The sequence below is a fragment of the Lactobacillus laiwuensis genome (assembly GCF_019972835.1).
Taxonomy (GTDB): Bacteria; Bacillota; Bacilli; order Lactobacillales; family Lactobacillaceae; genus Lactobacillus; species Lactobacillus laiwuensis.
Window position 1 is genome coordinate 470086 of the sequence record NZ_BPPB01000001.1, and the last position, 26281, is coordinate 496366.

At 37.2% G+C, this 26281-nt stretch carries 8 protein-coding genes; 3 read left to right on the top strand and 5 right to left on the bottom strand.

Annotation, left to right across the window (positions count from 1 at the left end; translation table 11 throughout):
• Positions 1-7: 7 nt before the first annotated feature.
• A complete protein-coding gene (locus LDM92_RS02240) occupies positions 8-1165 on the bottom strand; it encodes a cysteine desulfurase family protein (protein WP_223901858.1) in 1158 nt (385 codons plus the stop codon).
• 161 nt (positions 1166-1326) lie between these two features.
• Entirely contained in the window at positions 1327-3045 is a 1719-nt protein-coding gene (gene ezrA, locus LDM92_RS02245; RefSeq protein ID WP_223901859.1) for a septation ring formation regulator EzrA, read from the bottom strand.
• Positions 3046-3467: 422 nt separating this feature from the next.
• Between ezrA and rpsD the strand changes: the two genes are divergently transcribed.
• The 3 genes from rpsD (at position 3468) to LDM92_RS02260 (ending at position 5920) form a co-directional block, all read left to right on the top strand.
• On the top strand, positions 3468-4079 hold the full coding sequence (gene rpsD, locus LDM92_RS02250) for a 30S ribosomal protein S4 (RefSeq protein WP_223901860.1): 612 nt from the start codon (positions 3468-3470) through the stop codon (positions 4077-4079).
• 71 nt (positions 4080-4150) lie between these two features.
• Positions 4151-4618 (top strand): YueI family protein, encoded by a 468-nt coding sequence (locus LDM92_RS02255; RefSeq protein WP_223901861.1) that lies wholly within the window; start codon positions 4151-4153, stop codon positions 4616-4618.
• Positions 4619-5920 carry a replication-associated recombination protein A gene (locus LDM92_RS02260; protein ID WP_223901862.1) on the top strand — a complete coding sequence of 434 codons (1302 nt, stop codon included), beginning with the start codon at positions 4619-4621 and terminating at the stop codon, positions 5918-5920.
• Positions 5921-5989: 69 nt separating this feature from the next.
• Here the strand turns inward: LDM92_RS02260 and LDM92_RS02265 are convergent, their stop codons facing one another.
• The 3 genes from LDM92_RS02265 to LDM92_RS02275 all read right to left on the bottom strand — a co-directional run.
• On the bottom strand, positions 5990-10231 hold the full coding sequence (locus LDM92_RS02265) for an SLAP domain-containing protein (RefSeq protein WP_223901863.1): 4242 nt from the start codon (positions 10229-10231) through the stop codon (positions 5990-5992).
• A 400-nt stretch (positions 10232-10631) separates the two neighbouring features.
• Entirely contained in the window at positions 10632-24611 is a 13980-nt protein-coding gene (locus LDM92_RS02270; RefSeq protein WP_223901864.1) for an SLAP domain-containing protein, read from the bottom strand.
• A gap of 444 nt (positions 24612-25055) precedes the next feature.
• Positions 25056-26281: SLAP domain-containing protein (locus LDM92_RS02275; RefSeq protein ID WP_223901865.1), on the bottom strand; the 1226-nt coding region annotated here is incomplete at its 5' end.

Sequence of the window (26281 nt, forward strand, 5' to 3'; positions counted from 1 at the left end):
AAAAAATCTATTCTCCTAAATGATTAATTGGGGCAAAATGACAGTAAATTTTGTCAAAAACTCTTATAAACTCATCGGCTTCATCAAGCGTATTGGATTCATCAAAACTGAGACGAATTGCACTGGTGGCAATTTTATCATCAACATGCATTGCTACTAATGTACTGGCTTGGTCAACCTTAGTCGAGGAGCACGCGGAAGTAGTGGAAGTATAAATGTCATATTCTTCAAGTGTATGGACTAAAGTTTCTCCCCTGATGCCTTCAAGTGCAAAACATAAAATATGTGGCGCAAAATTGTCATTGACAGGGGAAAATATAGTTATTCCAGGCTTGCCCTTCAAATAATTTACTATTTTTTCCTTAATAGCAGCCTCCCTTGCAGCTTTTTCCTGCTCATTTTCTAAAAGCAAGCGTACAGCCTTAGCCATTCCTGCTATCGCTGGCAAATTTTCTGTGCCAGATCTAAGACCTTTTTCCTGTCCCCCGCCATCATGTAGAGGATCCAGCATCTTGCCTTCTTTTTTATAAAGGACACCAGTACCTCTTGGTGCGTGAAATTTATGGGCGGAAAGGCTGGAGAAATCAACACGCGGAGTAAAAACTCGTGACCAAATATTTTTACCCAATGCCTGAACATTATCAACGTGAAAGCTCACAGTCGGATAGTTAGACAATAAATCACTGATCTCATCAATTGGCTGGATTGAACCAATCTCATTATTGACACCCATTATTGAAACTAATGTGGTGTCAGAATCAAGAGCATTGCGCAAATCATTGACATTGACACGCCCTTGTTTATCAACTGGCAAATGAGTTACGCGAAAACCGATGTATTCCAGCGCATTAAAAGCATTAGCGACAGAAGCATGTTCAACACTCGATGTAATGAGATGCTTGCCAAATTGCCGTTTTTGAAATGCTGTGCCCTTTATAGCCCAATTGTTTGATTCTGTACCACCGGAAGTAAAGAAAATTTCATCCTGCTTTGTACCCAAAAGATTAGCAATCTGTTTACGCGAGCTTTCCAAAAGTTGGTAAGCACGGTCTCCCAGTTTATGTAAACTAGATGGATTACCCCAAATAGTTTGTGCTACTTTATCATAAGTCGCTAAAACAGCAGGATCAATTTTGGTCGTGGCGCTGTTGTCAAAGTAAATCACGAAATTTCTCCTCCAATACACTACAAGGTCAGCTATTAACTTATAAATTGTAACTTAAAATAATCTAAGCTTCAATTATTTATTCATTAGCAATAAAAAAGCCTTAAAATCCTTTACAAATTTTAAAGCTGAGATTTTTGTTTGACAAAAGTTTATAAAATTTAGTCATTATTTTTCTTATCCGAATAATATAAATTTTCTAAACGCTGGTACGAACCCGGCTCCACTTTTTCAATAGCAGTTGCTATGGTATCAAGAGCATCCTTATAATTATAATCTTGCTCATAAAGATCCATTGCCTTTTTCTGAGCACTTTGTATTGAACCATTGTCAGAATATTTGTTTGAATACTGCAAAGTCAGTTGGACTAAATCCGCAGAATTAATAATGTCATCTGCTTCTCGTTTTAGTCTTTCAACATCATCAGAAATTTGAATTAATTCTTGCGAGATTTTTTCCATGTTCAGACGAACTTGACTCAATTCTTTTGCTACGTGACCGATTTCATTAACAACTAATGTATACATTTGAACAAAAGCATCTGGATTACCCGGCAAATTTTTACGTTCTAACCGCCGGTAAACTAGAGACACTTCTTGCTTAAAACGATTAATTGAATCGTTAGCGACATTTTCTGAATCATAAAGGCCATCGACATCTTGCGCCATTGTCTTTTGCTGGTTGCTAATTTCACGTAAACGGTCAAGCATGCTTAACCATGATGCCTTAATTTGTGAATAAACGCCCTTGCCATCAGCAACATTCTGCGTATCAACCGTATATTGCCGCTCCATGTCATTGACTTCCTGCTCTAGTTGCCTGCTGGTAGCAAGCTCATTATGCGTTAGTTCATAACTTTCATCAATATGACGCAATTTGGCCACCAAGTTTTTGGACTCAACCTGTTCATGAGCAAGAAGTCTCTGGATTTTGTCCTGATTTTCTTCTACAAAAGGTCTTGCCTTATATTCATTAGCCAAAGTATCGTAAAGAGCAGCAATCTCTTTTTTGATTTTTGCGATTTCTGTGTTCAAATCTGATACCTTTAATTCCGTCAATAATTTGCCCGCATCGGCCACTTGACCGCGAATTTTTTTAATATCGGCTAAAACATCAACTTGAGTTATATAATATTTTGAAGACATCATTTTCTTATAACTATTAGAAAGTTCATCCAGTTGGTCTTTAAACACAGTATCAATTTGGTGACGCGCATTTCTGATCTCAGGTAAAACTGAACTGATATTCCTCAAAGCTACTTTAATCTTTGACAAAATACGCTTTGCTTCAACCTGGTCTCCTTGAGCAGTCAGACTCTTAGCTTCAGAAAAGTCACTTTCCATATTAGTCAAATCAGTTTCAATTTTATCAAGTGCACTGCCGTATTCATATGAATTAGCCAAAACGCTTTTACGCAATTCTTTAAACTGATTGAATAAGTCATTATACTGCTTTTGGTTTTCACGGTTTGATTCAAGTAATTCGGCAAAAACTTCCTTTGTGTTTTTAGCGTCTTTATAAGTTGAACCCATGATTTCCTGAGCCTGTTTAATATTTTTGTGGGCCTTAAATAGTTGATAGTGTGAGTTTTGGTCAGCAGCTTGTTCAAGAAAACTCTGTGCAGCAGGAATTTTTTTAGTTGATGCCTGCTCATAGCTTTTGCGCCAAGTAGTCAGTGTGGTCAGACTCTCACCTGCTAAATCCATTTTATCCAGATTAATAATGTCTGTTTCTAAATGCATTTTGGCAATTTTAGTGATCAAATCGTCCAATTCAAGAATCTGCCTTAATTGGCGTCGATTGACTATGATCATGAGCGCTATAATTATAATAATGATTAAAATTGCAATGATTACAACTATGGATTGAGTCGATGACATATTTTTCCTCCAAAACTACCCCAATTATACCAAACTTCTACATTATTGTGGGCAAGAGTTTTTTAAACTAGCATATTTCATTATGCTATAAAAATTGATATGCAGTATTGATAAATGCTACCTTACTTTTAAACAAAATATTGACTTTTATATGTCTTTATAAACCAAATTTTCTTTTTCTTCCTATAATAATTAAAGCAGTCAATGTTTTCCTTGCTTTAATAAGTCAATACAACTATAATATAGAACGTGTAAAATATTTGCAGCTATAAGTGGCAAGAACGTCAACATCTTAATACGTTTTAGTGAACGAGTAACCGACGCTGCAATAGGCGAAAATGAAAATTAAGATGCACGAATGTTAAACTTATACGTAATTATTTTACTCCAAAAACTGTTATCAGATTTTATTGGAGGATTTTATGTCAAGATATACAGGTCCAAGTTGGAAACGTTCCAGAAGATTAGGAATCTCACTTTCAGGCACTGGTAAGGAGCTTAGCCGTCGTAACTACGCTCCTGGTCAACACGGTCCTAATTCACGTGGTCGTTTATCAGAATACGGCGAGCAATTGCACGAAAAGCAAAAGTTACGTTGGATGTATGGTTTAAACGAGCGTCAATTTAGAACTTTGTTCAAACGTGCCGGTAAAATTCGTGAAGGTGAACACGGTACTAACTTTATGGCTTTGCTTGAATGCCGTTTAGACAGCATTGTTTACCGCTTAGGTTTTGCTACTACAAGAGAACAAGCAAGACAATTGGTTAACCACGGTCACATTACTGTTAACGGCAAGCGTGTTGATATTCCTTCATACGAAGTCAAGGTTGGTGAAACCATTGGCCTCAAGGAAAAGTCAAAGAACTTGCAACAAGTTAAGGATGCACTGGAAGCAGTTGTATCCCGCCCATCCTTTGTTTCATTTGATGAGAACAAAGTAGAAGGTTCACTTGTTCGTCTCCCAGAACGTGATGAAATGGAACCAGAAATTAATGAAGCTCTAGTTGTTGAATACTACAACAAGTTACTTTAATTTCAACATTTTCACAAAACCCCTTTCCTACTTGGAGAGGGGTTTTTGCTACCCGAAAGGAAATCTCATCAATGACTGAAGATTTAAATACCAGAGTTTCAAATGCTGCTCAAGGCATTAAACCACAGACAAAACCGGATGAACGCCGAAGATTTTTAGGGTCTCTTCGTGAACGCGTTTTAGTGAGAATGACTAATTCTGAAGAGCAGGATCCCAAATTAACCAACCTTTTTTTACGCCATTTCAAGGATTACGCGGGTTATAATATCCTGATAAACGGTAATTTGCATGATAATTTTGTTAATCAGGTAGAAACTTATTGTAGCAAATACGAAACTTCTTTTACCATTGTTAATAACGAGACAGCAAAAACAGGGCCTGATGATTCCGCAATCTTAGTGGTAGCTTCCAGCGCCATTAACAAAATGCGCATTGAAATAAGTCAAGTTTATCCACCTGAAATGCCTAAAGCTCAACTAGCAACTACTGGTCAAAAAAAGGCTGGCTTTTGGCACCGGCTTTTCCACGGAGACAATTAAATGAAGCCATTAGCTTATAGAATGAGACCGCAAAATTTGAATGAAGTTGTTGGTCAACAACATTTGATTGGTCCTGGAAAAATTATTCGTAGAATGGTCGAAGCCAAAATGCTATCTTCGATGATTCTCTATGGTCCCCCTGGCACCGGCAAAACCAGTATTGCCAGCGCTATTGCCGGCTCCACCAAATATGCCTTTCGTCAGCTTAATGCTGCTACTGATAGTAAAAAGCAGTTAGAGCAGGTGGCGGCTGAGGGAAAATTAAGTGGAACTGTGATACTGTTACTGGACGAAATTCATCGGTTAGATAAAACGAAACAGGATTTTCTCCTGCCACTTTTAGAATCAGGACAAATTATTCTGATAGGAGCGACAACTGAAAACCCCTATATTGCTATCTCACCCGCTATTCGTTCTCGCTGTCAGATTTTTGAACTAAAACCACTGGCAAAAGAAGACGTAAATAAGGCAATTGACCGTGCGCTTAAAGATGATAAGAATGGGTTGGGGAATTACCATGTGAAGTTAACTACTGACGCCAGAAATCTTCTAGTGCAAAAAGGCAACGGTGATTTACGCGCCACATTAAACGGACTGGAATTGGCAGTGAGATCAACCAAGCAGGAAATGATTGCTGCTGGTAAAAATGATGAAGATGAAATAACTATTAATCAAGATGAGATGGCAAATTCGATTCAGTTACGCAGCCAAAACTTTGACGCTAAAGGTGACGGTCATTACGATTTAGTATCTGCTTTTCAAAAATCAATTCGTGGTTCTGATACTGATGCCGCTTTACATTATTTGGCCAGATTAATTGAATCAGGAGATTTAGTGGCAATCTGCCGACGATTAAGTGTAATTGCTTATGAAGATATCGGACTGGCAAATCCCGCTGCTGTACAGCACGCGCAAATTGCCATCCAAGCAGCAAAGAATTTGGGATTTCCAGAAGCACGCATCCCCTTAGCTAACGCAGTAATTGAGCTTACTTTGTCACCTAAGAGCAATAGCGCTATTAGTGCCATTGATTTGGCTCTGCAAGATGTAAAAAATAAAGATTATGGCGCAATACCAGCGGACTTAAAAGATGCTCATTATTCTGGTGCTACAAAACTAGGCCATGGCAAAGGTTACATTTACCCACACTCTTTTGCAAATGATTGGGTAGCCCAACAGTATTTACCAGATAATCTGGTTGGAAAACAATATTTTCAACCCAAGGGTAATTCTAAAATTGAAAAAGGGTTAAAAAAACAATACGAAACTTTGCATGAAATGCAGAAAAATGGTTTAAAATAATAAAAACATTCAAAAAGTGCCACAATTGTAAAAAAATTGTGGCACTTTTCTTGTTATCAGGTAGTTAAACTAACCCTTAAAATTTGCTTTTTTAACAAATTCGCTGGTAGTTAAAGTGTAATACTTTTTACCTTTAATTCTGACTGCTGTTCCGTAAGTATTTACAGACTTATGCTTCTTCAGTACTTTCTTACCTAGGCGATTACCATATTTACTGTATACATAGGCATTATGCTCCAATTTTAGTTTCTTGGCATCGATATTTCCTGCAGCTATATACAAGCCATTTTCAAGTGCATAATATGCTCTCTTATTGATAACTTTTTGAGTTGAAACAGCAATCGTGGAACCGGCATTTATTATCAAGCCGTTTGCACGAACACCGTTTTCATCATAAAGATAAGCATTATGCATTACCTTTTTATTGATAATTACCTGAGTTTGGTCGGCTGCAGCAATTTCCTTTGCTTTCTTTACAGTGGTACTTACCTTATCACTGGTGAAATTTGCTGCCTTGACGAAGCGGTTTTTGGCAATAATATAGTATTTTTTGCCCCGAATCATAACAGAGCTGCCATAAGTCCTAATTGCTTTACCGGCTTTAGACTTGCCATATTTTTTGACACGTTTGCCGTATTGATTGTAAATGTATGCATTATGTTGCAATTGTTTAGTAGTACCATTGACATTGCCAACCGCAACATAGTATTTTTTACCTTTTGCTCCCTGGTCTACTAAAACATAATATTGTCTATTATTGATTGTTTCAGTGCCAATCGTTTCAAGTATTGAACCGATTCCTAGAGTAACTCCATTGGCACGATGACCATTATTATCATAAAGATAGGCATTGTGTTTTAGAACAACTCTTACTGTCTTAGCTGGTTCCTGGCTGTTTTCCGGCATATTAGGAGTTTGGTTGTTTTGATTGTTATCAGGATTAATATTAGTTATATTTGTGACTTGATCGCTGCCACCATCCGAATTAATAACATTGGTCACATTCACGTTAGTATCAATGGCATCACGATATAGTTGATCTATACCATCATTACGTTTTTGGGTAATGAGTTCGCTTACTGCTGGACTTTCATTTATGCGATTAGTTGCTTTATCAAAATCTTTTTGAATTTGCTGCTTTATCTTATCCTTAACAGTTGAGCTATAATCAGTATTACTGTCTACAATATTGTCAGCAGCTGTCTGAGCATCAGTTAAAGCCCCATTAGCAATTAATTTTTCCCCAGCGAGTTCAGTTGCTAAATCTGTCGGATTAGAATTAAGGATCTTTTTGGCTTCTTCATACTTCTTATCGGTCAGATCATGATTAATGTTTGGACCAAATTTTTGTAATTTGTCAACGGCAGCCTTATAGGCCTTAGCAAGACGTTCAAGCAATACAGCCGGATCATGCTGCAAAACATTTTCACCTTCTTGACTATCAGCAATCGCTTCACTGATAATCTTGTTGACGGCATCATTACGGACAGTATCTATACCTTTTGTATCCGAAGGTTTATCTAATGTACCCGACTGATCTATAGATCCGTTTGCTTCAAGAACATCTTTTTGAATCTGTTTCTTTAAAGCTTTCTTTTCATTATCGGTATATACAGTACCATCCTTATGTTTTAGATTATCAACTCTTGCTTCTGCGTTTGTAGCGGTATCACGAACCTCGCCTTTAGCCAATTCTCTCTCGGCTGCTATTTCTTTTGCGTTAACCTCTGCAACCGTACTACCAGTAATTCCTTTATATTTATTAAATACATTATCAACTTCAGTGGTCTTAGCGCTATCACTAAATTCCTTCTTCAGTCTGGCAATAGCTTCTTTGTATTTTTTCTCAAACTCATCATTTGCATACTTAATAGCATTTTCTAAGTCTGTCTTTTCACTATCCTGAAGTGCTTTTATCTTATTAATTGCAGCTTCAGTGATTTTTTCAATTTTTGCAACAGTCTCTGCGTCTTCAATATCACTATTAGCTTGAGTTACAATTTCTTTAACGGCAGCTTGTCCCTTAGGACTTAAGACTTTATTTGCCTGTGCAGCAGCATCTTGAATCTTATCTTTACCTGCCAGTTTTGCAAAAGAGACCTCGGCATTAGTAGCAATTGTATTGAAATCTTGTTGTGCGTTACTTACTGCAGCAATAATAGCATCTACATTTGTAGCATTATCAATTTTATCTTCTGCAGCAGTCCTGGCATCATTTATAGCTTTAATAGCAGTATCGTACTCATCTTTTTTAGCAGTTCTTTCAGCTTCGGTTAATTTTTCATAAGCTTTTTTGACACGATCAAGCGCTGCACTTGCATCTACATTGACTGTATCCTTGTTGCTGCTTTTAGCATTAGACAAGTCATTATTTTCTTTATTGTCAGCTGTATTTTTAATTTGTTTAATTTGGTTGATAGCAGCGTCCCGCATCTTGGTCACGTCTGGAACGCTTTTAGCTCCGTCAATGCTTGTTGCAGCATCCTTATTAATTTTATCAACAGCATTCTGATCATTCGGGTCTTTTAAATTCGGTTTGACAATATCACTTATTTGTTGAACAGTTTCTTTTGCTGACTCTTTGGCAAATTCTAGTGAAGTATCATCTGTTACACCATTAATTTTATCAATGCCAGCTTTAGATATGGCACTTACATCATTTTTATCTGTAGCACTTGAAATTGCTGCTTCAGCATCATTTTTAGCATTTTCAATAGTGTCTAGTGCTGTTTCAAGTTTGCCTTTTTCTTTATTTTTACCATCTTGATCCAGGTTATTATATTCATCTTGAACTTTATTCTTGGCATTCTCGGCTGCATTTTCAACTCTTATTTTTTCAATAAGTTTAGCCCTTTCAAGATCAGTTAAATAAGCTGCTTTTTCAATCGCATCAATAATAGCTTTTCCAGCTTTTTCAGCCGCATCTGCCCTCTCAACAGTAGGTTGCTGTCCAACTATATTTTTGGCATCATCACAAGTCTGACTGATTGCCTTTATTGCTTTTTCTTTGTCAGCTTCTGATAAATTGGAATTATTAATATTTTCAGTTGCTTTTTTTGCATATTCATCAAGATTCTTTTGATCTAATCCAATTTGTTGATTTAATTTCGAAGCTTCTAGATATACCGTATTTATTTTAATAGTGCCATTACTTTTTTCCGTATCAGCTAAGCCTAAATCACCAGCTTTTTCTATATTATTGATAGTAGTCTGATAGTATAGGTTAACTTTATTTTTTAGAGCACTCTTATTTTCAACACTAATGTTTGGGAAATTGTCAATCAGCTCATTAACCAAGGTTTGAGTGTCAGTTAAATCTTCAATTAGTGCTGCAATTTCATCTGGTTCAAGTACATTATACTTGTTCAACTCCGCTTGGTCAGCATCTGATTTGACAGCAAAAATATTTTTTATTGTTTTATCTGTTATTAAATATATTTTTTGAATGGAGTCAGCAGTGGTAAAATCTGTATCAGCTTGCTTTTTCTCTTCATCAACAAGATTCTCATAAATTTTATCGTTGGCCTTAATAACACTTTTTTTAGCATTATTAGCTTGTTCGTCAACGTTTGCTTTGCTTGTAATAGCATCAATAGTTGTCTTTTTGGCAAAATGCAGTTCTGCAGCCGCTGCAAGATTTAAAATGTCCCTAATAGCAGTTTCTGCTGTTGAATCTATTTCTTCGACATTTTTTCCTGCATTGAGTTTAGCTATCACCTCAGTATCAATTTTATCAATCTGAGCCAAATAATCATTTTTAGTGTCCAAGTCGTCTTGATCTTTTGAAGAAGAACCATATGCTTTATTTACTCGAATTTGCGCAGTTTGAATTGTAGATTTTATATCAGATTTTCTATTATTTTGCACTGATTCGATATCACTTTGATCGGATCCATCTTTTTTCAAATGATCTTTAGTAAGATTGTTTTTTTCATCCTGATCAGTATCAGCTTTTTTTGCAACGTTTGCCTGAACACCTGAAGCAGTATTATTAGATACAGACTTTGGGACAGTGGAAGTGCTTGCGACACTTTTCTTGTCACCATCAGTCTCAGTATTTTTTTTAGAACCAAGTGTGATTACATTATCATTAGCAGTAGAATTACCTGAAACTGTTTCTGTTTTATCAATAGCATGCTGTGCAGTCGATTCAGTATCAGCTTTAACTGTTTGACTGCCAGCTCCGAAAAGAGTGAATCCCAGTAGAACAGAAGTCGCTCCAATTGTTAATTTGCGAATTAAAAAATGATCCTGCTTTGCTTGCAATTCTATTTTTCTTAATTTCGCATTATAGTTATTTTTACTTAGCATTATTAGTCCTTCCTCATTATTTAAGCACACCTATATTGTATAAGAATCATTATTAGTTGTAAATATATTATATTTATTAATATTAAATTATAAATACTAGTTATTTTAATATAAGTAGTATTACATTAGTTATATCTATTTAATCCCTTTATAACTAAAACAAATTAAAAATAGTTTTCATAAATAGATAGACATAAGTATTTATTTTTGATAAATTTATTTAATTTTGATTTTTAAGTTTTTTTTCAACTAATTTTTTAGTATTAAAAAACTATCCGAAATAGTGGGTTGTGGTTTTAAGGTGTTATATATTAATAAGTCACAAAATATTTCGCAAAAGAAAAAGTGACATAATTGTTTTTTACAGTTGTGTCACTTCTCTTGTTATCAGGAAGTTAAACTACCCTTTAACATTTGCTTTCTTAACAAATTTGCTTGTTGTCATAGTGTAGTACTTCTTGCCCTTTATCTTTACTGGATTACCGTAAGTCTTAATTGATTTACGTTTCTTCAGTACTTTCTTACCTTTGCGATTGCCATATTTACTGTATATATATGCATTATGCTTCAATTTCAGTTTCTTGGCATCGATATTTCCTGCAGCTATATACAACCCGTCTTCAAGAACATAATATAGCTTCTTGTTGACAACTTTTTGCGATACTACGTCAACATTTGAACCAGCATTTATTACTAAGCCATTTGCACGAATACCATTTTGATCATAAAGATATGCATTGTGCATTATCTTTTTATTAATGATGATATGAGAATGGTCTCCTGCTTCAACAGCAGCAGTTTGATTAGCCGTTGCTGTCTTTAAAGGTACATTTTGACCTGAAATATTTGCCGCTTTGACATAACGATTCTTGGCAATGATGAAGTATTTCTTACCGCGAATCTTAACGCTATTGCCGTAGGTAGCAATGACCTTGCCTGACTTTAGTTTACCTGACTTCTTAACCCGCTTGCCGTATTGGTTATAAATGTAAGCATTATGCTTCAATTTTTTAGCTGTACTCTTAACATTGCCAATTGCAACATAGTACTTCTTATTATCAGCACCCTTGTCAACTAAAACATAATATTGTGCACCATTAATTGTTTCAATACCGTAAGTATCAAGAATTGATCCGGCTCCCAAAGTAATGCCATTTGCGCGTTTACCTTTACTATTGTATAGGTATGCATTATGCATTAAAATTACTCTTTCGGAGTCTTCATTCTTATCAGATTCTTTATCTTTATCATCAGTCTTATCAGGTTGAGCAGGTACTATCGGTTGAGCTTGCTGTCCGTTACTATCGCTTTCTATAATATTGGTAACATTAACATTTGACTCTGTAGAGTCACGTTTTAATTGATCAATACCAAGATTACGTTGCACAGAGATTACTTCGCTGACTGACGAGCATGAATTAATACTGTTCACAAATTCATTATAATCCTTCACAATATGCTCTTTGATTTGCTTTTTAGCAGCAGAATCATAATCAGAATTACCATCAACAAGCTTATTGGCAGCCTTTTGTGCATCAGCTAATGCACCCTGGGCAATTAGCTTTTCACCTTCAAGTTCAGTTCTTAAGTCTGTAGGATTTGCTTTAAGTTTTGCTAGCGCAGCTTCATAACTTTGCTGAATGGTACTATCATCAGTGTCAAGAGTAAACTTATCTTTCAAATATTTTGAAGCAGCTTCACGAGCTTGGGCTAGTCTTTGACTGAGAACGTCTTTATCTTGATTTATGATGTTGTTAACTTCCTGACTGTCAGGAACTGTTTCACCATTTATCTTGTCGATTGCATCTTTACGTGCTTTGTCAACACCTGCTGAATCGCTTGCTTGATCAATAGTACCATTTTTATCAATAGCTTCATGAATATCTTTATCAATTTGGTTCTTGATAGCATCTTTTTCAGCTTGAGTATAGTCAGTACCATCTTTGTGCTTTAAATCGTCAATTTTCTTCTTAGCATTAGTGCCAGTGTCTTGAACTTCGCCTTTAGCCAATTCCCTTTCGGCTGCCAATTCGTGTTCTTTAACTTCATCAACCGATGTACCAGTGATGTCCTTGTTCGAGTTGAATGCTTTATCTACTTCAGTGGTATCTGCATCTTTGCCAAACTTATCTTTTAGTCTTCCTACTGCATCATCATGCTTTTTGCTCAATTCTGCTTTGGCATTTGAGATAGCTTGAGCTAAGTCTTTTTCATCATTACCTTTTAAGGCATTAATTTTATCAATAGCGGTTTGCTTAATTCTAGCAACATTGGCAACAGTTTCAGCTGAATCAATATCAACACTTGCCTGTTTTGCTATCTCATCTACCCGATCCTGATTATCTTTACTCAAGCTTGGTTTAGCAGTAGAAGCTACTTTTTTGACTTCATCTTTGGCAGCCACTCTGCTAAAAGCCAATTCAGCTGTTGTCGCTGCAGAATCAAATTGTCTTGAAGCATTGTCAACTGCTGCTGCAACCGCGTCAGCATTAGTAGCACTGTCTATCTTAGTTTCAGCTGCTTTCTTAGCATCCTCAATAGCGGTTAAAGCCTTGTCATAATCAGCTTTAGTAGTTGCCTTTTGAGTGTCATTAAGCTTGTTATAAGCTTCTTCAACCCTGTTTTTAGCCTTAGTTGCCGCCTGGTCAACATTTGTTTTGTTAGTTGACTTGATAGTAGCTAAGTTATCTTTATCTGACTGGTCAGCAGAATTCTTAACACCCTTAATTGCAGTAATTGCTTGGTCACGAGTGCTATTCACAGAATCAATTGTAGTTGCAGCGTCAATATCTTTATTAGCTTGAGCAACAAGAGAGTCAACCTTGTCTTTGTCGTCTTGTTTATTTAAGCCACTCTTGATATCATCAGCAACTGCTTTAACTGCGTCCTTAGCTGCAGCTTGAGCAAAGGCTAGTTCGGCATCGTTCTTGGTTTTGTCAATGTCAGTCTTAGCTTTATCAGAAGCATTGTTGACATCTTGCTTGGAAGTTGCTGAATCTATTGCTTTTTCGGCATTAGCTTTAGCCTGATCAATATCTGCTTTAGCTTTGTCATACTTATCTTTAACTTCCTTCTGCTCATCAAGAGTCAGTTTATTATAGTCATCATCAAGTTGTTTCTTAGCATTATCTGCCGCAGCCTCGACTTTAGTCTTTTCGGTAAGTTTAGAATTTCCTAAATCTGTATCTGTAGCCGTTTTTTCAGCTGTATCAATTACACTCTCTCCAACTTTTTCAGCTGCGTCTGCCTTTTCAACAGTTGGCTGTGAAGCAACAGTCTCTTTAGCATCATCACGAGCTTTATTGATTGATTCAATAGCCTTTCCTTTGTCAGCGTCAGATAAATCAGACCTATTAATCTTGTCAATTGCTGCAGAAGCATGATCATCTAATTTCTTTTGATCATTTGCAATAGCTGTGTCTAAGGACTTTGCATCATCAAGAACTTTGCCCATGTTATCGATGCCTTCTTGTTTAGCACCGTTAACTTGGTCAGAAGTAGTTGTACCTGGGTCTTTGATCTTATTAACTGCATCTTGGTAATAGCGATCTACTTTATCTTTTAGAGCAGCCTTGTTTTCAGCACTGATATTTTTCAAGGAGTCGATGCCATTTTTAACTTCAGTTTGTTTGTTAGTTAAAGCATCAATTGCAGCTTTCTTGTCATTATCAAGCTCAGTTGCAGCTGCCTTATCTGCAGTTGTCTTAACAGTATCAATATCACTGATGGCTTGATCTCTAATCTCACTGATTCTTTGCACTGTATCAGCATTATTTAACTGCGTATTAGCTTCGTTGACAATGCCTTCTACTCTATTTTTATCACTTTCAAGGCTCAAGCCATTTTTGATCTTATCTGCTTCGTTTCTAACATCGTCTTTAGCAACTACCCGTGCAAAAGCTAGTTCAGCCTGAGTGGCTGCCTGATCAAAGGCAGTATTTGCAGTTGAAACAGCACCAGCTACTGCACTCTTATCTTTTGCTTGCGCAATAGCGTCATTTGCTGCTTTTTGTGCATTTTTAATTGCAGTAATAGCTGCATCATAATCTGCTTTAGTCTTGGTTTGTTGCTGCGAATTGAGCTTATTATATGCATCTTCAACCCGTTTTTTAGCGGCTGCAGCAGCTTCATCAACATTTGCCTGACTGTTATCCTTAGCTTCTTCTAACTTAGCTTGTTCAGCGGTATCAGCGGTATTCTTCACCTTATTAATATCATTGATGGCTTGATCTCTGATGTCATTGACCTTTTGCACTGTATCAGTTGAAGCTTTGTCAATGTTTGTCACTGCGGCGTCAGCGATATTCTGAACTGCTTCCTGATCCTTTTCATCTTTCAGATTCTTAATCACATTTGCAGCTTCAGCCTGAACCGCATCTTTAGCAGCTGTTTTTGCAAAAGCTACCTCTGCAGTAGTTGCTGCTGCGTTAATCTTGTTAACTCCCTCATTAGCTGCTGAAGTGATAGCATCTTTGCTTGTTGCTGCATTGACTGCATCAATGGCTGCAGTTTTGGCATTTTCAATTGCAGTAATTGCATTATCATGATCCAGTTTTGTTGCTGCCCTTTGGCTTGAACTTAGTTTTTCATAAGCATCATCAACTTGCTTCTTAGCTGCTTCTGCGGCATTAGTGATATTCTGAGTGCTGTCTTGGCGCGCTTGATCTAGCAAAGCCTTGTCTACTGCTGATACTGTATTTTTAACAGCATTAATGGCGCTAATGGCGTTTTCTTTGATGCTGTTTACTTTGTCAACCGTATCTGTTGCAGCAGTATCAAAAGCGGTATCTGCTTGATCAGAAATGTTTTGAACTTTTTGTTTATCAGCAGTGTTCTTTAACTGACTTTGGGCATTAGCGGCTTCCTTGTGAACTGCATCTTTAGCTGCCACTTTTGCGAAGGCTACCTCTGCTTTTGTTGCTTCCTGATCAAATTTTTGCTCTGCTGTTGCTGCTATGGCTACCACAGCATCTTTAGTTTCAGCATTTTGAATATCGGCAATTGCTTTTTGAAGTGCATTGTCAATTGCAGTAATTGCGTCATCGTGAGCCTGCTTAGTTTTTTGTTGTTGATCTTTTTCAAGATCCCCATAAGCTTTTTCTACTCGAGCCTTAGCTGCGTCTGCTGCACTGTTCACATTACTCTTTTGATTATTCTTAGTTTCTTCTAAGCTTGCTTGTTCATTACCATTAGCCGCGTCTTTAACAGCATCAATATCATCAATTGCCTTATCTCTAATGCTGTTTACCTCTTGCACTGTGTCTATAGCGTTATCGTTAAACTGGATATTAGCTTGGGTAACAATACCATCAACCTTGTTTTTATCAGCTTGAGACTTCAGGTCATTCTTAACCTTTGTTGCTTCCTTTTGAACAGCAGCTTTAGCTATCACTTTAGCAAAGGCCACTTCAGCTTTGGTTGCAATCTCATTAAACTTGGTCTTAGCATTATCTACTAACCCTTTAACTACGTCAGCAGTTTGAGCTTGACCAATTTGGATATTTGCTGCATCTGCAGCGTTGTCAATTGCAGTAAGAGCATTTTGATATGCTTGATAATTATCATTCTTTTGGTCAGAATTAAGATTATTATAAGCATTTTCTACCCGTTTTTTAGCATCAGCAGCAGCACCATTAACATTGGTCTTACCATTATCCTTAGCTTGCTCCACGGTTGCCTGGTCAACAGCAATGGCAGTCGCCTTAACAGCATCGATGTCGCTAATTGCTTTATCTCTTAATTTATTAACAGTTGTTATATCGGCAGCACCATCAATAGCTGTGTCAGCTTGCTCTGAAATTGCATCTACTTTTTTCTTATCAGTATCTTTACTTAAACTACCCTTAACAGTACTTGCCTCATTTTGAACCGCCTCTTTAGCAGCTGCTTTAGCAAATGCTAATTTAGCGTCTGTTTCGGCCTTTGTGAAAGCCTGATCGGCATCTCCTGCAGCCTTACTTACGGCATCCTTATCCGTTGCTTTTTCTATAGCATCTTTAGCTGCAGTTTGGGCACCGGTAATAGCTTGAATTGCCTTGTCATAATCCGTCTTGGTTGCTGACTGTCCATTTGCACTAAGACTATTATATGCATCATTAATTCTTTGCTTTGCAGCTGCGGCAGCTTGATCAATACTCTCTTTAGTATCATCCTTAACTTTAGCAATGTCCTTTTGCTCATTTTCTTCAGCAGTCTCTTTAACGGCATCAATGTCTTTAATAGCTTGAGCTGCAATAGTATTTACATTATCTACGCTTACAGCTGCAGCAAGATCATTTTCTGCTCGTAACACTATGTTATCGACTTTTGTTTGGTCAACTTCCTGCTTCAAACCTTTTTTGACTTTATCAGCCTCAGCTTGGATTGCAGTCTTAGCTGTCACTCTGGCAAATGCTACTTCAGCTGTTGTAGCAGCCGTATCAAGGGCAGCAGATGCAGTACCTACCGCTTTAACAATTGCATCTGCATTTGCAGCCGCACTAATCGCATCATTTGCTGTTGCTTGGGCTTGAGTGATGGCAGCCATGGCTTTACTGTAATCACTTGCAGCCAAAACTTTTTCGTCTTTTCCAAGTTTGTCATAAGCATCTTGAACACGTTTTTTAGCAGCTGTAACTAAATTATCAACACTGGTCTTATTATTTTCCTTTGTTTTCTCCAGTTCTTTCTGTTCATTGTCATCCGCAGTTGCTTTTACATTACCTATATCGCTGATCGCTTTATCTCTAATGCTGTTTACTTTATCTACAGTATCTGTTGCAACTGCGTCAATATCTTTATCTGCTTGATCAGAAATTGCTTGTACTTGCTTCTTATCATCAGTTTTATTCAACTGATCTATGATAGATTTCGCTTTTTCATGAACTGCATCTTTAGCTGCTACCTTGGCGAAGGCTACTTCTGCTTCGGTTGCTGCTGCATTAATCTTATTAATACCGTCAGTTGCTGCCTGAGTAATTTCTGCTTTTGAATTTAATGAAGAAATTGCATCGTTAGCAGTTTTTTGGGCACTTGCAATTGCGTTAAGGGCGTCATCATGAGCCTGTTTGGCAACTGCTTGTTCAGTTTCCGTCAGCTTACTATATGCTGCTTCAACTCTCTTCTTAGCTATTTCAGCTGCTTCATTAATATTAGCAGAGCTGTCTTTGCGAGCTTCGTCAACAATAGCTTGGTCTACTGCATTTGCTGTGTTTTTAACAGTCTTAATAGCACTAATTGCGCTGTCTTTAATGCTGTTTACTTTGGCAACAGTATCTGTTGAATTTTGGTCAATTTCTGCAATAGCATTGTTAGCGATATTTTGCACAGAAGTCTTATCGTCTTGACCTTTCAGATCGGCAATAGCACTCTTTTCCTCGGTCTGAATCGCGTCTTTAGCTGCTGTTTTGGCAAATGCTACCTCTGCTTTTGTTGCTTCTTGATCAAGTTCCTGCTCAGCTGTTGCTGCTATATCGCTTACCGCATCCTTAGTTTCAGCACTGGCAATATCGCTATTTGCTTTAAGGCGCGTATTTTCAATAGCAGCAAGAGCATCATTATAAGCCTGCTTTGTTGCATCTTGCTCAGCCGGTGTCAGCTGAGCGTAAGCCGTTTCAACCCGGGTTTTAGCGTTTGCTGCTGCCTTGTTAACATCACTAGTCCGATTATTCTTAGTTTCTTCCAGACTGGCTTGTTCACCACCATTAGCTTTAGCTCTAACAGCGTCGATATCTTTAATAGCCTGATCCCTAATACTGGTTACTTTAGCTACAGTATCAGTATTAGTGCTATTAATACTGGTAGTAGCAGTGGTAGCAATATTGTCAACCCGATTCTTATCAGAATCAGCCTTTAGGTCTTGTTTAACCTTATTAGCTTCATTCAAAACATCTGCAACTGCTGTTACCTTAGCAAAAGCTACTTCCGCTTTTGTTGCTACATTGTCAAACTGAGCTTTAGCATCTTTAACTATCCCTGGTATTTGGTCACCTGAATCAGTTTGTGCAATTTGGTTATTCGCACTAGTTGCAGCATTGTCAATCGCATCATGGGCATTTTGGTAAGTCTGGTGATTAGCATTCTTTTGAGATTCATTCAACTTGTTATATGCATCATCGACACGTTTTCTAGCAGCATCAGCAGCTTCATTAACATTAGAGGTGTTGTTTTTCTTGTTTTCATTTAGCTGTGCTTTTTGAACAGCATCTGCCACAGCTTTGACACCATTAATATCATTGATAGCCTGGTCCCTAAATCTAACCACGTCAGTGCTAGTAGTAGCCTTGTCAATGTTAGAATTTGCAGTAGTTACTATCTCTTGTACCTTTTGCTTGTTTTCATTATCAAGACCGTTAGTGACTGCATCTGCTGCTGCTCTAACTGCTGCTTTAGCTCCCAATTTTGCAAATGATAGTTCAGCATTGCTAGCAATATCATTAACTGCAGAAATTCCTGTTGTAGCAGCACTGGTAGCGTCATCTACTGTCTTTGCAGCTTGAATTGCCGCATCCGCAGTATTCTTTGCCTCATTAATATCGCTGAGAGCTTTATTATATTCTGACTTAGACTGCTCTTTTTCAGCTGCACTTAACTCGTTATAAGCATTCTGAACGCGTTGAGTTGCATCAGCTGCAGCTTTATCAATATTAGCTTTATTAACTGTTTGGGAATTGTCAATTGCTGCATCAGCTGTAGCTTTAACGTTAGCAATATCTTTAATTGCCTGTTCTTTAATGAAGCCAACTTTAGTAACACTATCAGCACTGTTCAAATCAGTTTGAGCCTGGGTTACTATACTGTCTACTTTATTAAGATCAACTGTTTGCTTTAAGCCTTGCTTGACATTATCCGCTTCGCCTTGAACTGCATCTATCGCAGCTACCTTGGTAAAGGCCAATTCGGCATCAGATGCAGCTTGTGTAAAGGCTTTATTAGCATTATCAACAGCTGTTGTAATTTCTGAATTAGTTTGCGCAGCAGCTATTGCACTCTCTGCTACAGTCTTAGCTTTATCAATGGCATTATTAGCTGCGTTATAAGCGGTTTGGACTGACGTTGTCTTTTGCTCGTCAGAAGTGAGCTGATTATAAGCTTCTTTGACCCGCTTCTTAGCGGCATCTGCTTGGGCATCAACACTCGCCTTGCTTGATTCTTGTGCCTTTTGAATTGTTTGTTCTGCATTACTCTTGACATTGTCAATTGCCTTGATGGCATTCTCTTTTATTCTGATTACGTTATCAACGTTCTCAGCAGCACCAATGTCATCTTGTGCTTGACTAACAATTTCATCTACTTTATTTTGATCAGCTGTTTCTTTGAGATTAGGTTTTACTTTTGCCGCTTCAGCTTGTACTGCGTCGTTAGCAGTGATCTTGACAAAGGTTAATTCAGCTGCATCTGCCAGCTTATTAATGTTTGTTGTACCTTCACTGGCCGCGGCAGCAACTTCAGTTTCAGTAGTTGCAGCTGCAATCTTGGCTTCAGCTGCGGTTTGGGCATTCTTAATATCTGCAACAGCTTGGTCATGTGTGCCTTTATTGGCTGTCTTTTCAGCAGTTGTTAAGTTGTTGTAAGCTGCATCTACCCGCGCAATCGCTGCTTGAGCTGCTCCATCAATACTAGTCTTATTCAGCTCTTTTGCTTTATCAACTTTTTCCTTTGCACTTGAATCGGCTGTAGTTTTGACCTGGTCTATATCCTGGATTGCCTGATTTTTGATACTATTAATAGTTGGAACATCAGTAGCAGCGTCTATCTTGCCATTAGCTGTAGTAACAATGCTATCAACTGTTTGTTGATCAGCTGTGCTTAAGCTAGGCTTAACCTTAGCAGCTTCATTTGCAATTGCCTCTTTTGCATCGGCTTGCGCAAATGTTACTTCTGCTTTTGTTTCAATAGCAGCGATTGCCTGTGTGCCTGTTCCAGCTGCAGCTATAATATCTGCCACATTTTGGGCACTCTGAATATTGTTTTTAGCAGTTTTAGCAGCTTGGTCTATATCATCTAAAGCTTTCTGTAACGATTGTTGGCAACTAGTTTGATTATCCGTTGACAGTTTCTGGTAAGCATCACTTACACGCTTTTTAGCTGCAGTAGCTGCCGCATCAATATTAGCTGCCTGAGTATCCTTGTTAGCCTTGATTTCGGCTTGCTTAACTACATCAGCAGTAGTTTTAACATTATTGATATCTTTAATTGCCTGATCTTTAATGCTGTTAACCTTGTCGACTGTAGTTGCTTTTTGGAAATCGCTATTAGCCGTTGCAACGATACCATCAACTTTCTGTTGATCAGCTGCACTTAAATTCGGCTTGACACTGTCAGCTTCTTTCTTGACAGCATCAGCAGCTGCTATTTTGGCAAAAGCAACTTCAGCTGTGGTTGCCGCGTTGTCAAACTTGTCTTTAGCAGTATTAAAGGCATTAATGATTGCATCTTTGGTTGTAGCAGAGTTAATTGTTTCGGTGGCTGCTTCTTTAGCCTGATTTATAGCTGTAATTGCAGCCGCTTTATCGGCATCAGCTTTTTCCTGCTGACCTGCTTCTGTCAAACCATTATAAGCTTTATTCACACGCTCAATGGCACTATCAGCAGCAGCGTTAAGGTTAGCAGTGTTAGAAGTTTTAATAGCTTCAATGTTGGCTGCATTAGCGGCGTCTTCAACTGCTTTTATCGCGTCTTCGCCATCATCTGCAGCCTTATCTGCATTTTCAGCCGTTAATTGTTTGCCCACATTTATCTTGGCATCATCACGAGCCTTGTTAATATCGTTTACCGCTTTTTGCTTGTCTTCATCAGACATGTCCGTCTTATTGATGCGGTCTGCTGCAGCTTGGGCGTAATCATCAAGTTTTTTCTGGTCAGAAACAATTTCCTTATCAAATGCCGTAGCTTTGTTCCAAACGCTGTCAATATTTCTAATCCCAATGTTCTTCTCAATGTCTACCTGTACAAGACTTGCTGGCGTCGGGTTATTAACTTTGGCAGCAGCATCTTGATAATAATCCTCAACTTCCTTATTTAATGCAGCCTTAGCATCAGTACTGATATTTTTTAAATTAGCAATGAAATCTTCAACGTTTGCTTGTTCAGCTGCTAATTCTTTCAAGGCATTTTCTTTAGCTGTCTTTAAATCACTTGCAGCCTTATCAATAACTTGTTGCGCCTTAGCATCTGTTAAAGCCTGATCAATGTCTGCTACACCCTTACCTTGAGCTTTAGTGATTTCATCAAAACTTTCACAGTCATCAATAGCTTTCTTTGCAGCGTCGTATGCCTTTTGAGCTTGATCTTGATATATCTTAACGTTGTCCTGAGTTAAACCACTATTTGTTAAATCGGCGATTTGGTTAACTACACCCGGCATCCCGGAAGTGCCATTACCATTGAGCTCATTATCAAGTGCTTGTTTAGCAGCTTCTTTAGCTGCAGCTAATTTATTTTGCTCATCTGACTCTTCATTAGCAATTTGCAAGGCTTTTTTTACAAGGTCAAGAGCCGTTTCTTTACGTCTATTGACTTCGGCAATGGTATCTGCACCATAAACTGTTGTGTCTTTATTAGTTTCAGTGACTGAATCTGCCATTGCCAATGCTTTAGCCAGTTCATCTTCAAAAGTCTTTGATTGACTTTCTTTTAAATTAGTTGGCTTCTTGCTTTCGCCATCTTTTACCGCATTTCTAATCGTAGCAGCAGCATCGTCTTGAGCTTCTGATAAAGTAAGAATATCTAAGCTCTTTTGCACCGGACGAGCACCTGCATCAATAAGTGTTGGGCTGTACTCAACAAAATTGGCGTCTGGGATTATTTCAACTTTATCACCCTTATTCATGTTTAAGGTAACATCAGCCGGTATTGTTACTGAAAAAGTACCGTCTGGATTGATTTCAGAGGAAAATACATTGGGCAATTTGCTAATATTATCCTCAATACTTCCACGATAGGTATCGGTAGTATTTGCATATGGTTTCAAATTTTCATTTTGGAGAATTTGTTTATCATAATTTGGATTGCTACAAATATATTTAACAATGACATACCCTTTAGTACCTTTCGGAAAATACTTATAAAAGGCATTGTCATTACTTGGGCCATCTACCTCTTCACTGTAATTTGATACCTTTCCTGTGATAGTTCTAGAGCCATCTTCATTTTTGATAACTTGCAAGCCATCCTCATCGATATCCAGGAAGCCGCTTGGGTTAGCGGGAACAAAAGCTATATTATTGTAGCTACTAGTATCTTTACTACTCAAAGCACTCTCTAAAGCATTTTTAACAATATTATCTAATGTATTAGTTCCTGGATTTTTAACGGCGGCTTCAGCGGCAGTTAAGAATGAAACAAAGCTCTTGTCATTGACAATGTTTTTTATTTCAGGGTCATTTTTAATCTCATCTAACTGCTCTTGGGATAATGTTTTGTTACCATCCAGCATTTCAATCGTGTTTACATTAATGCCAGTATCAGTTTTCTGCATTTGCAAAACATGGAATGGTGGTAACGTAAAAGCTTTACCCGTACTGTTTTGTAGTTGTTGGCGCACATTGGTAATCGTGATTTTGTTATTACCGATAACGCTTGTATTAGGATTTATGTTATTGTGGGCATCCAAAACAAATGATGTCGGATTATTAACTTTGAATGTGCCTCCAGAGACATCGAGTAAAGTAATGTTTCCAGTACCAGCAATGTCTCCCAAGCGAATATTAAAGCTGCCGTTCTCAACGTCAGCTGTCCCCGTGACATAAACCAAGGTACCTGAATAATCACCCATATTATTTCCCACGATGTTCATTTCACCATTGGGATTAATAGTCAAATTGCCGTTGTCAAAAAATAAATTATTAGTATCTCTATCACTGATATTACCATTAGTTTTTATGTTAACTTGACCATTTTGCATAACGTTAAAAGTTGAACTAGCATCTTTCAAATATACCGCTCTTGCTCTGGCACCATTCCTCGTGCCTTTATAAGGCATGACTGTGTTATCACCAATGTTAATATTTAGGACACCAGCAACCTGTATAGTTCCTGCGCCTTCCATATAAATCGCACTGTATGGAAAGCCATATTCACCGTCGTCATCGTTACCATCATAAGTTTGAACAGGAATAAGATTTACTGTAGCGCCTCTATGAATTTTAAGAGTGTTACCATTACTTTTCATCTCAATTATGGTTCCGCCATATGTTGAACCAGTAAATTCGCCATCCAGAAAATCAATACTATTATTTTTTGTGTTTCTAAATTCAAACAGCTGTTGCTGATTATTATATGCGTTTGATGTCTTAATATTACGACAATCATTATTACCCGTAAAGTAAATATGGGTATTATCACCAGAATATATTAATTGTGTACCTCTAAAAGTGCAATTGTTAAAAACTATATTAGTATGAAAAGAACCACTTACATATAGTGTATCCCAAACACCGTAAAAGTCGTTACTCTTGATATTTATATTTTGAAAAGTAACATTTGCGTTTGTTCCAGACGTTTGTATAGGCGCATTTCCATCAAAATCCAGAGTATACTTGTTATTAGTGTCGGACCTAATTAATAAATCACGTCCAGGAACGCTAAATGTAGTGTTCAAAAGACCTGAAGGTGCAATAACGTTATTCATTAAAACAATTTCAGTAATTTTTTGATTATTTAGTGCGTTTTTGAAATCTTGCCAGCTACTTACTTGATATGATATTCCATCACCAGCATCTTTTACTATTGGAATTTTATCATTTGCAACCGCAGTTTCATCTATATCACCATTTTGTCCACCCTCAGAACTGGCATCATTATCAGGTTTATCAACGTTACTCTGTGAATCTTCTGGCAACTTACTATCACTTGAAACATTATTTCCAGCCGTAATATTAGAGACAGTATCTTTACCAATTGAGTCATTTTTTTCTGGTGCTGTTACGCTTGAATCATTTGCATCAGTTTCCGGTTGTTTAACAGAATTGGCTTGACCAGCGTCTTTAACATCTTTCTTTTCCTGATCTTTTGCAGTTTCCGTTTTGGTTACATTTTTTGAGGCCTGATCATTACTCTTCAAAAATGAAGTTAAACCGGAAAAAGTGGATAATTTTGGTTCTTTTTTTGTCCTCTCAGTTTGATTATCAACTTTATTAGATTTAAGTGTAGTTTCTTCTTTATTATCTGTCACAGTTGTCTTCAAATCAGATTTGTTTGACTTGGCTTCAGCTATAGACTCTAAATTTTGTGCAGGCGTATCAGTATCGGCCTTTACTGTCTGGCTGCCTAAACCAAGAAAAGTGAAACCCAGCAAAACAGAAGCAGCACCGATTGTCAATTTGCGAATTGAGAATCGGTCTTGCTTTGCTTGCAATTCCATTTTTCTTAATCTCTCATCATAGTTATTTTTACCTAACATAAGTTATCCTTCCTTGAAAATTTAAATACATTTTGAATTTTATAACTATTGTTATTAATTGTCAATATAGTACGTTTAATATTATAAGCAAGTATAAATAACTGTTATTTAAAAATCTATCATTTTCAAAAATAAATAACATATATATCTTAAATTATTCCTTTAATTATGATATTTTTAGCTATTTAATAAAAATAACTATAAAGTGATGTATAGATTTAGTTTTTAGTTTTTAGTTTTTATTTTATTATTACATTTTATATACAAAATATAGATTCTGCTTTTTAATTTAAAATAACAAAAAATTAAATTATTAGGTAAAATTAATAAAACCACTTTTTATTTTTATGTTATGTTTAATTGAAATTATACTATATAAAAAGAAGCATCAATTGTGATGCTTCTTTCAACTTATTTTAATATATTGTATTTAAGCAAAGTGTATTAAAAGTTTGCCTTCTTTATATATTTACCATTTGCTATTACATAGAATTTCTTATGACCAATTTTAATAGGATTGCCATAAGTCTTAACAGTCTTATGTTTTCGCAAAACTTTTTTACCTAAACGATGACCATACTTGCTATAAATATAAGCATTATGTTTCAGCTTTAATTTCTTGGCATCAATATTGCCGCTATTTACGAGCAATCCATCTGCTAAAACATAGTAGGTTTTACCGCCCATAGTCTTCTTACCAGCTGTTTCAATTTCTGAACCCAAGCTGATGATTAGCTTGTTAGCACGTTTACCAGTTTCATCATATAGATAAGCATTATGCATTAGTTTCTTAGTAGTAGTTACAACAGGTTGATCTGCAGTATTAATAATTGCTGTAGCGGTTTCCTCGCCTGCTGCTCCTGAAGCAGTTACTAATTTAACATTTCCTGCTTTGACGAAGCGGTTCTTTGCAATAATGAAGTATTTCTTACCGCGAATCTTTACAATTCCACCGTAAGTATTAAGCAGTTGGCCCTTCTTGTAAACGCCAGTCTTCTTAACCCGCTTACCTAGTTGGTTATAAATATAAGCATTATGAACCACTGTTTGCTTAGTGGCCTGGCCATTTGCAGCATCAACGTAGTACTTCTTATTGTTATCATGTGTGTCAACTAGTACGTAGTATTCTCGTCCTGCAATAGAAACTGTACCATAAGTAGTGAGGATTGAACCGGCAGCAAGTGTAACTTTGTTAGCACGTTTGCCAGAATTATCATATAGATAAGCATTATGCATTAAGGTTACATTAGTATTTTCGCCTAAATCGTTTGGCGCATCATTTGTGCCGTTTTCGTTATCAGTAGTTGGTTGCTCAGCTGGATTAACAGGGTTAGCAGGATTAGATGAAGTGCTACTGTTATCAGTGGAATTAGAATTGTCACCACCGCTATTAGAATTATCATTATTGCCATTGCTTCCGGTATTATTGCCATTGCTTCCGCTATCATTGCCACTGTTTCCGGCATTATTGCCATCGCTTCCGGCATTATTGCCACTGCTTCCGGCATTATTGCCACTGTTTCCGGTATTATTGCCATTGCTTCCGCTATCATTGCCACTGTTTCCGGTACTATTGCCGTTGCTTCCGCTATCATTGCCACTGTTTCCGGTATTATTGCCATTGCTTCCGCTATCATTGCCACTGTTTCCGGTACTATTGCCGTTGCTTC

Coding starts and splice junctions, on each gene's coding strand:
- rpsD (WP_223901860.1), top strand. CDS start 3,468: ATGTCAAGATATACAGGTCCAAGTTGGAAACGTTCCAGAAGATTAGGA.
- LDM92_RS02255 (WP_223901861.1), top strand. CDS start 4,151: ATGACTGAAGATTTAAATACCAGAGTTTCAAATGCTGCTCAAGGCATT.
- LDM92_RS02265 (WP_223901863.1), bottom strand. CDS start 10,231: ATGCTAAGTAAAAATAACTATAATGCGAAATTAAGAAAAATAGAATTG.
- LDM92_RS02270 (WP_223901864.1), bottom strand. CDS start 24,611: ATGTTAGGTAAAAATAACTATGATGAGAGATTAAGAAAAATGGAATTG.
- ezrA (WP_223901859.1), bottom strand. CDS start 3,045: ATGTCATCGACTCAATCCATAGTTGTAATCATTGCAATTTTAATCATT.
- LDM92_RS02260 (WP_223901862.1), top strand. CDS start 4,619: ATGAAGCCATTAGCTTATAGAATGAGACCGCAAAATTTGAATGAAGTT.